Source organism: Candidatus Stygibacter australis (assembly GCA_030765845.1).
In the GTDB taxonomy this organism is placed as follows: Bacteria; Cloacimonadota; Cloacimonadia; order Cloacimonadales; family TCS61; genus Stygibacter; species Stygibacter australis.
On record JAVCDJ010000060.1, the window covers coordinates 1 to 12,111 of the forward strand.

Below are 12,111 nucleotides of genomic sequence, written 5' to 3' on the forward strand. Positions count from 1 at the left end.
AGAAAAAGGGAGGACAACCCTATTGTCATCGTCCTGTGAAACGCTTTGATTAGCGTTTAATGTTCCTGCCCCTTCCAGAATCAGATAGCAGTAGCAGTTACCGGCTTTGCTTCATTAAAATCAATTAGATCACTTACTGATCAATCTGATCTTCTGCTAAATGCTTTTGGGCATATCTATGAAAAATGCCCTGTTCAACTGCAAACTGATATAAATCTTCATCGATCTCATTAGCAGTAACCATTTTATCAAGAATTTTATATGTTTCAGATAGTTTCTGAGCCTTTTTATATGGTCTAGCGGCCGTAAGTGCTTCAAATACATCTGAAAGAGCCAGGATGCGAGCCTGCAGAGGTATACAATCACCTGTAAGTCCTTCAGGATAACCATCACCATTAAGTTTCTCATGATGCAATTTAGCATATAATGGTGCATTGGAGAGATAGGCAGGAAATTTGATTTGAGAAAGCATTTCTCCGGTAACCACCACGTGTTCGCGAATTATTCTGATATCTTCAGGATTTAATGTTCCTATGCGGATTTTAAGATTAAGATATTCATCGTCATTGATAATGTAATGGCTTTTACCATTGATCAAGTATTTGAACTGATATATTTCCTCAAGAGTTTCAAGGTCTGAATTACTTATAAAATCTCTACCAGGATCAGTTTGAACCAGAAATTTTTCATAATGATCAATTTTCTTCTGTATTTCTTCCAGTTCTTTCTTCCTGTCAGCTTCCGCATAATAAGATTCCAATTGCACAATAGATCTTATATGATCTATCCGCTCCAGTACGAGCTCAATTCTATCTGTGATCTTCTGGAGTTTACTACCTTTATCAAGTATGTGCATGGGAGTGATGATCTTACCCAGATCATGCATCAACCCGGCAATATTGATTTCTTCCAGCTCATCCGGAGTAAATTCAATATCAGCAAATTTGGATTCACCCTCTTGATAATTATTGATCTCACTGGCAAACATTTCTACCAGTTCAGAAACTCTGGCAATATGTCCTGAGAAATGCTTTGATTTCTTATCAATAGCCCAGGCAATCGAAAAAATGAACTGATGAAATGAAGTCTGAATATCCTTGATCAACATCTGATTATTCATCAGAATCGCTGAAAAGGAAGCTAATACTTCCAGATTGCCGATTTCCTCTTCAACAAAGGCAATTTTTTCTCCTTCATCATCAAGAGCATTAACCAGCTGGATCACACCAATTATGCTATTTTTGTGGTCTTTCATGGGAATGGCTACGATTGACCTGGTTCGGTAATTGTTCAGTTTATCATATTTTAAAGTTCCGCTATTATCAAAAATCTCCTGCTCATATACATCTGCAATATTATAACTGCACTTGTGGTGATAGCACAAAGTGGCAAGGTTCGTCAGATTTGGTTCCTCTTCGGTAAATAATGGTATCGGAGGCCAATCAATCTGATCAGCGTTCAAAGATACATTCATTACTGAATTAAAAACTTTTATAAATCTCAATTGTTTTGAATCATCATCGACCATATATATAGTTGCGCCTTCTGCATTACTGTATTCAATTGCAGCATCTAATACGTACCCAAACAGTTTATCGAAATCCCGCTCCTGAGTAAGCATAATGCTGATTTTTTCCAGCATTGCTAATTCTTTTAAATTGGTCCGGTGCTCATTTTGGTTATTTATTGTTTTTACCATCTATTTTCTTCTTTATTGTTTCAAGATAAGTTGCTACCTCTTTAATTAGTTCTCCATCAGGAGCAATTTTATGCAGCAGGGCATAGCTTTGCTCAAAATTTTCTTTGGCAGATTTTATATCTTCCATTTTGAAGAAGCAATCTCCAATACTGAAATAGAGATGTGCAGTAGCGGGATGCTCCTCTCCATAATATTCCCGATAGATTTTCAATGCCTTATTAAGAAATTCAAGCGCTTTTTCCTTTTCAGGAGTATTAATATAAGATCTTCCCAGGTAATCATAAGTTGTGGCTGTTTCAGGATGGTTCTTTCCATAAATTCTCTCTTCAATATCCAATGCTTTATATAAATTTTCCAGTCCCTGTTCATACATTTCCAAACCACTGTAGGCATTACCTATCTGCCGCAGTAGAGGTGCTGCAACCGGCATATCAAGACTATCATTTTCTTCCAGGATTGGCAAAGCCTGCTGGAGATGATCCAGTGCCTGCTGGAACTTATTGTTCTGTAAATAAAAAGCTCCCAGATTACCGTAACACATCACCAGCTTGCCCGGATAATCCTCCTCACATTCCAATAATATCTTCAATGACTTTTCATAATGAGTTAATGCTTCCTCATTATTACCCATATGTAAATATACATTACCCAGATGCATCACACTTATAGCATAATCAAAATGTTTTTCACCTAATTCAATAGACTTGATCAATAATGACTTGCCATGATATTCCAAAGCTCTTTCATATTCTCCTAAAAGACTATAAGCATTACCGGCATTGTTCAAAAGACCAATTATCAATTCAAATTTGGCATCTTTCTCTTCAAATAATGCCAGTGCCTGTAAAGTATATTTCAGTGATTTATGATATTTACCCATGGCATGGTAAACCAATCCCAGGCAATTATAGCTCTGTGCGATCAGAATATCATCAGCTTCCAGCACCGTTTCTTTAATTTTAAGAGATTTCCAGGCAAGTTGCAAAGCCTTCTTCAATCTCATATCCCGATAGGCTACAAAAAAAGCTGCTGCATAATAGGCATAAGCTCCTTTAGGTATTTCTGCCCTTTCATAATGTAATCCCACAATTTCATAATAAGGTTTCATTTCCTGCTTGTTATAGATCTTTTCATAGCTCTCTGCTGCCAGTAGGTTAAGCTGTTTTTTCTTTTCCTCCAGCAGTCGATTATAGGCAGTATCTCTAAATAATATCTGAGCAAATATGAAATGCAATTCCTTTAATCTTATCCAGATGCAATTACTAACCACTTCATCAGCTTCCTGATCAAGATCATGACTTATCATGGTAGATAATATCGGAATATCAAATTCCACCCCCAGAACACTGGCAAAATAAACCAGTTTCCTGATCTGCTCTGTGAGGTTATCAATTCTGGCACCTATAATATCTGAAATCCCAAAAGCAGTGACCATCTCAACGTCTTTTGTCAAATTTCCACTACTATCCAGATAATCCTGCTCCATTAGATAAAGTGTGATCTGCTCCAGAAATAAAGGATTCCCCTGACTTTTTTCTAAAATCAGAGCTGCCGTTTTTGCAGGCAATTCCGGTAATTCGAGAAATTGTAGAACCAGTTCAGTAGATTCATCATCAGACAAGGGATCAAGTCTGATATGATCTCTCCAGGCTCTTTCAAATTTATATTCAATTTCTTTCCCGTCATCAGAATTTCGACAACAGAATAAAATAATGATCCCTCTATTTGCCTCAAGACTAAGAGCCTGAAGGAATTCTAAAGTTTCGCTATCGATCCATTGCCCATCCTCAAGATGGATGATAACATTCCTTTTTTCAGCAAGTTTCATAAATAAGGTAACCAGTGCTTTTCTTTCCTGCAGGGGGCGTGCTGACGGTGGCAGCAGTTCCCAGATCGAGCCCTGCCATCTATAGCCCAGAAGTTGTCCTACTATGGATTCTATTCTGATCATTTCAATATCTTCACCAGACAACTCATGCCATATATCATTAAACCTGTTTTTATTATCTTCCAGTGACAATTTAGGATTGAATTGAAAATATTCTTTTAGAAATTTTATTATTGGAGCATAGGGCTGCCTTAATATGCCATCACATAACAAATAACACCATTCTGCTTCATCTTCATTCAGGCTGCTGCACACTTCTTTCACAAGTCTGCTTTTACCCATTCCCGGTTCTCCGTGGATATAGAGGATTTTAAAACCTTCTTGATCTTTGAGATACTTACACTCTATATCTTTTATGCAATTCAAAATATGGGTTAGCTCATCTCTTCTGCCACAGAATTTACTGGTGCCGGAGTCTTCCAGATGATGTTTTTCTCCATCATATCTATATACAGGCAGATCACTGGCAAATCCTTTCATTTTGATTCTACCCAGATCACTGAAATTGTATCTGTTCAATAATTGTTCAAAAGAAAAAATATCAATCAGAGTCTCACCCAGTTCTGCCTTCATCATTAATCGCGATGCCAGATTGGGAGGATACCCCAGGATTGTATATTCCTGACAGTCAGGAGTTCCTGTGTAACCTGCATATACCCTGCCACTGGATATTCCCAGCTTAATATCTGGTGAGATGCACATTAACTCATTAACAAAGAACATCATTCTATCAAGAGTTTTTTCATATTTACGAGGTGCACCAAATATCAATATACCTAAAAGCCCTTTATCAGAATAATCAAGTTTATTAAAAAATGCATTATATCGTCCTGCCAGCATCTCAATTTGTCCAATAACCTCATTAAGATGTTCAAATTTTATCTTATCAAGATAAATAAAGGCATTAGATATATCACGGATTTCATTTTCTGCCCGGTAATTATGGAGAAATTTATTTAAAAATGAGTTAACTGTCTTCTTGGAATATTTATATTTTCTTTTCTCAGGAGATAATGTCTTAAATTTCTGATCAATGGGTACATTTACGTTATTGATCTTAGTAAAATATTCTGCCCCAATATCCTGAACTGCACCCTCAGAGAAGATCACGTCCTGTTTCAGATCTGCAAAGGAATTACACTCTTCTATTGCACTGCCATAAAAGAAATATTCATTCTGATATTCATTATTTAATATTATCCACTGGAGCTCACCAAAGCTGACACTTAATCTGGCATCTATTCTGAAATCAGCTGCTACTTCCTTGATTATTGGTGCACTTGCCAGGCTGTCCTTGATCACCTGATATACAGATAATATTCTTTCGCCAGTGACCCCATCAAATACTGCCATGAAAGCATCACCAGCAAATCCGGTCACAAATCCACCCTGAGCTTCTACTGCCGTGATAACTGGTGAAAAGGCATCTTCCAGTATCTTGTTTATTACTTCTGCACCCTTTTGTCCCTTTCTGGTCAAGGCTTCTGTGATGCGGGTAAAATCCTTGATATCAAAAAATAAAGCATAACCCTGGAACCGATCCTGATAGACCCCTGTTTCATATTTTTCAAAAATATATTCAGGAACATATTTGATCATAAATCCTCCGATTCTAGTATGAATGAATGTTGTTCATATTCATTTTTTCAGTCAAGCTTATTTTTTACGTTATTACTTTATTTCAGCTATCAAGCAGAATTCCCAGGTAGCTCAAAAAGGATATTGCCTCTGGCAGATCAAACCTGGCTTTTGTTATTATATTACTTCTGGGATCGATCTGATAGCCGGTTGCTTCTCTAAAATCTGATCCTGACAGATCACTGCTGTGAAAGTTAACATCTTCAAATTTCACTCCTTTAAACTTTGCTTTGAGAAGTTTACAACTGATAAAATCACTATTGGAGATTTCAGAGAGGTTAAATGCTGTTCCAGGTATTTCTAATCCTGAAAAATTACATTCCTTGATCAGACACTCCTTAAATCCCATCTCAATTATCAGCTTATCACAATCAATGAAACTTATCCCCAGCAGTTTGGTAGATAAGAATTTCACCTGCTGTAATTTAGCTCCGGTAAATTTGATCAAAGCCAGATTACAATTTTTAAATTCACATTCATCAAATTCTGCCCTGCTGAAATCTGATTCTGTAATATTGAGCCCGGTAAAGCTGCAACAGGTAAATATATTATCCCTTATCTGGGGTCGATTTTCTTCAGTAAATTTCTCATTATAATATTCCTGCACTAAATTTCTCCTATGATAATTTTTCTTCGTGTGTAATACACAAGTATCCTCATTTATGTAAAGTAATTTATCTAATTTACCTTTCAATAAGACTTTCTTTAATCTTGTAGGGGCAGACCCATGTGTCTGCCCTCTTCAACTTAAGCTATAATCTTATCTGCTCCCTGAAATACCTTTTCAGGGCAGACACACAGGTCTGCCCCTTGAAATGTGGTATAATCTTCACAAAATTACCTTGACAATCTGATACATTCATATACCCGATAGTTCGCAGTCTTTAATTTCTGGAGGTATAATGAAATACATTATCACAATCCTGTTTATGTTGAGCGTTATTCTTGTGATGGCTGATGGTGGTGCAAAGGTGGAAGGCAATTCCGAGATTTCTCCTGGAAAACATGAACTGATTGGAGAAGAGAAACTGCTTAAGAAGGAACCTCTTCCCGAGGACGAATCGCAGATTACCGATGATGCAGATTACATTATCTGGGAATCGGAAATTCATCATCTGGACCACAATTTCTATATCAGAAACGGAGAAATACTCAAGATAATGCCGGGTACACAAGTAATCATCACTGGTAATTTTACCATCACCGTTGAGCCCGGGGGCATGATCAAGGCTAATGGAACCTTTGAGCAACCTGTCACATTCGCTGTTGATTATGATAATGACCTTAATTTTGGTGAATCAAATCGCGGAACCAGTCTTGAATACTGGCAGGGTTTCAAATTTCTCGCTGGTGGAAATAAAGAAGATCTGAGTAGCTTCTCCTGGTGTAATTTTCCCCGGATCAATGCAGATGCGGGTGCAGGCAAAGGCAAAACAGAGCCCCATAACCAGAAATTATTTGTAGTAGATGGGGATTGTTCACTGCTATTCAATAATTGCCAGTTTACGGAGAATAATTTCCTTGAAGAAGATTTTATCTATATTAAATACAGTGATATTGAATTCAGGAATTGTATTTTCAAAAATAATAATTCAGGTCTGCGACTGGAAAATTCCTGGCTGCGGCTTTATAATACCACCATAGCTAATAATGAATTTTTTGACCTTAATCTCTATCGGGTAGATACAATAATTGATAATTGTGCATTTATAGATAACCAGGAATTCAATCTTCTGATCCGTCAGAAACATGCTCTCACAGTAATGAATTCCAATTTCACCAATAACAGTAATACTCAAAAACCTCTGGTTTCCATAAACAGCCTGAAGAAGGCATCATTTACTAATACCCGTTTTACGGATAATAGTGATCTTGCCATAGAGTGTAATAATACTGAGCTCTACCTTCAAAGATGCCAGATCAATAGGCATGCCGGAAATCCTGCCTTATATCTGAATTCTAAAACCGGAAAAAAAGTTACTTCTTTCATTAATTGCAATTTTACCGGTAATCAATCTGAGGATGACAGCATTTGCCAATTAGGCAGTAATATTATTCTGATCCTGATAAATTCCATTTTCATGGATAATTCTGTTGCAGAATTTAATCTCATCAATCCCAGTCAAAATACTACCTTTTATGCTTTTAATTCAGTAATTTCTCAAACTCACTCGATTGTTAATGACCACACAAGAATGAAAACTCAATGGAATAGTATTATAGAGCCTGAAAAAATCTCAGATGTTCATGATTATCGTTTGATTGATCAAGGCTGGCAGAAATATTCCAGTGGGGATGATGTGATCTTTGAATATTCTCCTGCGCAATATATAGGCTCAGCACCAGATATTGGCTATTATGAACAATAATATCTAAGTATTCTAATCCTGTTTCTTCAAAGGCCGTAAGGGTATCGATAAATCCAGGTCACTCTCCGGTGAGTCCGTCCAGAGAGCGGAAAATATCCGGGCTACTTTCTGAAAAGGACTTTTAGGATCTGATCTGTGCTTTTCATAAAACTCAATATCTTCTGCATCAGGTTTCTCATTCCCCTTAAAATGAGCCATAAATGCCCGGGCATAATACGGTGCCACTACCTTCGTCTGCTCCTCAGTCAATCCATTATGGCTGCGCAGGAAAAAGGATTCCAGCTCCAGTAAACCTTTCCAGACCTTCTCACTTGCCCAGGTTCTAAATGGCAAATCTGATCCATAATCAAAGTCTATATCATCAATATAGACTGTTTCAATATCCAGCTCATCAGGCTTAAGATTCAATAATCTCCAGGCAAATGGTACTGAGGTGAGGGCAGCAGTTTCTATATCATAAATAGTGCAATCATCAAACCCGGCACTACTCACATCCTGGGCATGAAGATGCCCTGTAAATACAAAATCCAGCCCTGCTCGTGCAAGCCTCTTCCCCATCTTCTGATAGTCCTTCACCAAAAATGCACCAAAGGTTTTGCCCTGATTTAGAAAATGCTCCACTAGTCCGTGATGCATCACACCTATCATTCTCTCACCATTCTCTACTGCTTCTTTGATCAATCCTTCTGCCCACTGCAGAGTTTCTTCCGGAAGCACACCATCTGGTATGGAGTTTCTCTTGTGAAATCTATATTGATTAGCATCCAGAGTGATTATCTTCAATCCGGGCTTGATCTCCGCACAATAGGAAAGAGTCTTCTCATCTCGCGAAAATGCCTGCTTGAATCCACATTCGTAATATATAGACTCAAATTCCTCTGGTGTGACAGTGTCAATTCGTTCCGGGATGTCTCTAAGAAAATTATAGGCCACGGGGTTATTTATATCATGATTGCCAGGAGTGATATACACTTTGATATTATTGACTTTAAAAATCTTCAGGAATTCTGCCAGTCCTTCATGGGAAAGCTTCTCCCCTTCATTTGATACATCACCGGCCAATATCACAAATTCAATGTCTGAACGTATCATCTGCTTTATTGCCGATTTGATCACAGCTCCACTTTCCAAAGTCAGTTTGGCATCCTGCTTAAGATAATCATGGAATGAAAGGCTATGTTGATTTATCAGAGAAGCCGGAAAATAATGCATATCTGTCATCACTGCAAATCTGGTCTTGTTTTTACCTTTTAGATTTATTTTTCTTACAGATAATGCTGTCATTAGCATTACAACCGAAAAAAGCATTAAAACCACTATCATAATTTTCCCCAGAGCTTTGTTTTTTCCCAGATCTTAGTGAGAACCCCCATAATTTATTTATACCTGAGCCACTTAAAAGCTTCCTTCAAAGAAGGCTTTTTACCATACATTAATATCCCCACCCGATATATGCGTGAGACAAGTTTGAATAGAAAAAATATACTCGCAGCCAGGATAACCATCGATAGATATGCACCTGAAGGCATCACGGGATCGCTTACAGCTATCCGGCAAAACATCACCACCGGTGTGAAGAATGGAAAAAGCGACGCCCAGAAGGCTGCTGGTGTGTCAGGATTTTTGGCAACTGATATCATGATAAAAAATCCTACTATATTCAACATGATGATCGGCATCAGGAATTGCTGTCCTTCTTCTTCGGTATTCACCATCGCTCCCACTGCGGCAAATAGTATGGCAAAGATCGCATAACCCATCAGGAAGAAAAACAGAAAAAAAAGGAGCACAGGAATTGATAACTGCAAATTCTCCATGATGCTCATAAATTGATTATGAGGTAAACCTGCCTTAGTTAGTAATGACGCTCCATAATGTGCTACGGCAAAGAGGAAAGCTCCAAATACAGCTAATTGCGTTACCCCCGTGAAACTGATCCCAATCAGCTTACCCAGCATTAATTCTCCTGGTTTGATTGTTGAGATTATTGTTTCGGTTATCCTCTGGCTTTTCTCTTCGATCACGCTCCTGGTCACGGATTGTCCATAAGTCATGATAAACAGCATCAGAAAATAGGAAAGCAGGTAGGTCATCAGATAATTAGAAGCACTATTCTTACTCACTTCTCCTTTCTCAGTTACCTGAGCACTCACCATATCCACCCAGCCCTGGTTGATTTCATCTCTGATCTCTTCAGCAGGATAGCCTTTCTTAGCCAGACGTAAATTTGCCACCTGACGTGATATTGCCCGGCTGAATGACCTTTGTTCCTCAAAATCTCCCACATTGCGCGCTGCATAATATGCCTTTCGCTCTTCCACAATATTTGCCGGGATCAGCACATAACCATGATATCTCTTATTATTAATATCTGCCTGCAAACCTTTGATCAATTCATCCCTGTTTTCCCTAGTTGTCTTTATTTCTTCAAATATAAATTTCGGTTCCCCGTTTTTTAAAGTATCAGCAAGATTTGCTGTAAACTCTGTAAAAATTACCCCGGTCTCATCGATTATGGCATATTTCCTCGTTGACGGCTGAAAAAACTTACCAAAGAGATATACTCCCGAAAATATCAAGGTTATGATCAATGGAAAAAGTATGGTGCCAATGATGAATCCTTTAGTTCGCACCCTGGTGACATATTCCCTTTGGATCACTGCCATTACTTTTTTATTTAACATCACTCACCCCCGTTTCCGAGCCTGACACAGCCTGGATAAATATATCATTCAAAGATGGCTCCACTATCTCAAATTTACTTACTCGATAACGACTGGATACCTGCTTCAAAAGTTCCTGAGGGTCAGCATCCGGCTTCATTTGTATTTCTATGAAATTACCAAAATCATCAAATTTCTCTACCAGCTCAGATTCCCGTAAATATGCATCATCCCCTTCATAATTAAGATGTATATTTTTTTTCCCAAAACGCTGCTTCACTTCGCTTAATTTGCCTGAAAGAACTTCTTTACCTTTATTGATCAGTAATATCCGGTCGCAGAGCTTTTCAGCACTATCCATGGAATGGGTCGAAAAGATTATTGTCTTGCCTTTACGCTTCATTTCCATTATCACATCTTTGATGATATTCACATTTATGGGGTCTAAGCCCATAAAGGGCTCATCAAAGATGATCAAACTGGGATCGAACATGATAGTGGCAATAAATTGCAGCTTCTGCTGCATACCCTTGGATAGCTCTTCCACCTTCTTTTTCTTCCATTCTCCCAGACTCATCCTGTCCAGCCAATAGTCTATTGCCTTACTGGCTTCATTATGCCGCATCTCCTTGAGTTTTGACAGAAATAAAAGCACTTCCTTGACTTTCATTTTACGGTATATTCCCCGCTCCTCAGGCAGATAGCCTATGGTATTATTGATTTCAGATATCTTAGAATTTCCCATCACAGAGATGCTGCCGCTATCAGGAACTATTATATTCATTATCATCCGGATGGTGGTTGTCTTTCCTGCCCCATTAGGACCCAGAAATCCAAATACATTACCAGCATCCAAATTAAATGACAGGTCATTCACCGCTGTCACATCTCCAAAACGCTTATAAATATTCTTTATTTCAAGGACTTGCATGGCACCTCCCTTTCATTGTCATCATGTTTACTATTATCTCATAATGTCAATAATTAAAATAATTCACCACCTGTTTTACTCACCTCAAGCCCACTTTGTCCATAAATTTGCATTTCTTATTTTACCACAGAGGACACCATCCTCCGCATGAAGCTACGGCACGGCAGGCAGAGTTCACGGAGTAATTAATATTAATATTAAATTACATTTTCAGCGCCTTTCAGTGTTTTCAGCCTGCCGTGCCGAAGCTTTATGCGTAGGATGGTGGTTAAAAAATCTTACATTACATTCCTCTGTGTTCTCTGTGACCTCTGTGGTAAGAATTATTCTCTTATATTACATTTCCCGTCTTACGATTTATCATTCTTTTTGATTTTACTTGACTTTAATATGGGGCTGGGAAGTCGTATTTGGCAGGAAGGTGAATGATGAAGAAATTGAATAAATTATTTATAACTATAGTGCTTATGTGTGCTGTCAGCCTGCTTATGGCAGTGCCGATCTATAATATCCAGTTTACAGAAGATGCCGGGAATGGCACTTATCCCTCGCAATACGAAGGACAGGACGTAAGCCTGAGCGGAATTGTTACCTGTAATAATTATAGTGGTGATAAATATGTGCTCAGTTATCCAGAGGGCGGGATCTGGAATAGTGTGCTTATTTATCAAGAGGGTGATTTTAATCTGGGTGATGAAGTGGAATTAAATGGTACTGTGGATGAATATTATGGTTATACGGAAATCCAGGATGCCTGGGGCGTGACTCTGCTTTCCACTGGTAATGCTTTGCCGGAACCTGTAACCACAACTACCTCTCAGCTATCATCCGGGGAGGCTTATGAAGGGGTGCTGGTGAGACTAAATAATGTGACGGTTACCTCGGCACCGGATGAGTGGGATGTCTATACTATCGATGACGGC

Annotated in this window: 8 protein-coding genes; 2 read left to right on the top strand and 6 right to left on the bottom strand. The window is 38.3% G+C overall.

What is annotated here, in order from left to right; all coding sequences use genetic code 11:
- Positions 1-133 precede the first annotated feature (133 nt).
- From RAO94_03830 to RAO94_03840, 3 genes are all read right to left on the bottom strand, one after another.
- A complete protein-coding gene (locus RAO94_03830) occupies positions 134-1,699 on the bottom strand; it encodes an HD domain-containing phosphohydrolase (protein MDP8321464.1) in 1,566 nt (521 codons plus the stop codon).
- On the bottom strand, positions 1,680-5,186 hold the full coding sequence (locus RAO94_03835; GenBank protein ID MDP8321465.1) for a tetratricopeptide repeat protein: 3,507 nt from the start codon (positions 5,184-5,186) through the stop codon (positions 1,680-1,682). The genes RAO94_03830 and RAO94_03835 overlap by 20 nt, the downstream gene beginning before the upstream one ends.
- 82 nt (positions 5,187-5,268) lie before the next feature.
- Positions 5,269-5,832 (bottom strand): pentapeptide repeat-containing protein, encoded by a 564-nt coding sequence (locus tag RAO94_03840; GenBank protein MDP8321466.1) that lies wholly within the window; start codon positions 5,830-5,832, stop codon positions 5,269-5,271.
- A gap of 295 nt (positions 5,833-6,127) precedes the next feature.
- On the opposite strand from RAO94_03840, the gene RAO94_03845 reads away from it, so the two are divergent.
- Complete coding sequence (locus RAO94_03845; GenBank protein ID MDP8321467.1) at positions 6,128-7,594, top strand: hypothetical protein; 1,467 nt, start codon at positions 6,128-6,130, stop codon at positions 7,592-7,594.
- Between the two features lie 12 nt (positions 7,595-7,606).
- On the opposite strand, the gene RAO94_03850 is transcribed toward RAO94_03845, so the two are convergent.
- The 3 genes from RAO94_03850 to RAO94_03860 are packed head-to-tail and all read right to left on the bottom strand — an operon-like array spanning position 7,607 to position 11,188.
- Positions 7,607-8,917 carry a metallophosphoesterase gene (locus RAO94_03850; protein ID MDP8321468.1) on the bottom strand — a complete coding sequence of 437 codons (1,311 nt, stop codon included), beginning with the start codon at positions 8,915-8,917 and terminating at the stop codon, positions 7,607-7,609.
- Positions 8,918-8,970: 53 nt separating this feature from the next.
- A complete protein-coding gene (locus tag RAO94_03855) occupies positions 8,971-10,278 on the bottom strand; it encodes an ABC transporter permease (protein ID MDP8321469.1) in 1,308 nt (435 codons plus the stop codon).
- Positions 10,268-11,188 (bottom strand): ATP-binding cassette domain-containing protein, encoded by a 921-nt coding sequence (locus RAO94_03860; GenBank protein MDP8321470.1) that lies wholly within the window; start codon positions 11,186-11,188, stop codon positions 10,268-10,270. The genes RAO94_03855 and RAO94_03860 overlap by 11 nt, the downstream gene beginning before the upstream one ends.
- A gap of 425 nt (positions 11,189-11,613) precedes the next feature.
- Between RAO94_03860 and RAO94_03865 the strand changes: the two genes are divergently transcribed.
- Positions 11,614-12,111: hypothetical protein (locus tag RAO94_03865; protein ID MDP8321471.1), on the top strand; the 498-nt coding region annotated here is incomplete at its 3' end.

Excerpts from the sequence above, each read along its gene's own strand:
- RAO94_03855 (MDP8321469.1), bottom strand. The coding sequence starts at position 10,278 with ATGTTAAATAAAAAAGTAATGGCAGTGATCCAAAGGGAATATGTCACC.
- RAO94_03860 (MDP8321470.1), bottom strand. The coding sequence starts at position 11,188 with ATGCAAGTCCTTGAAATAAAGAATATTTATAAGCGTTTTGGAGATGTG.
- RAO94_03845 (MDP8321467.1), top strand. The coding sequence starts at position 6,128 with ATGAAATACATTATCACAATCCTGTTTATGTTGAGCGTTATTCTTGTG.
- RAO94_03850 (MDP8321468.1), bottom strand. The coding sequence starts at position 8,917 with ATGATAGTGGTTTTAATGCTTTTTTCGGTTGTAATGCTAATGACAGCA.
- RAO94_03830 (MDP8321464.1), bottom strand. The coding sequence starts at position 1,699 with ATGGTAAAAACAATAAATAACCAAAATGAGCACCGGACCAATTTAAAA.
- RAO94_03835 (MDP8321465.1), bottom strand. The coding sequence starts at position 5,186 with ATGATCAAATATGTTCCTGAATATATTTTTGAAAAATATGAAACAGGG.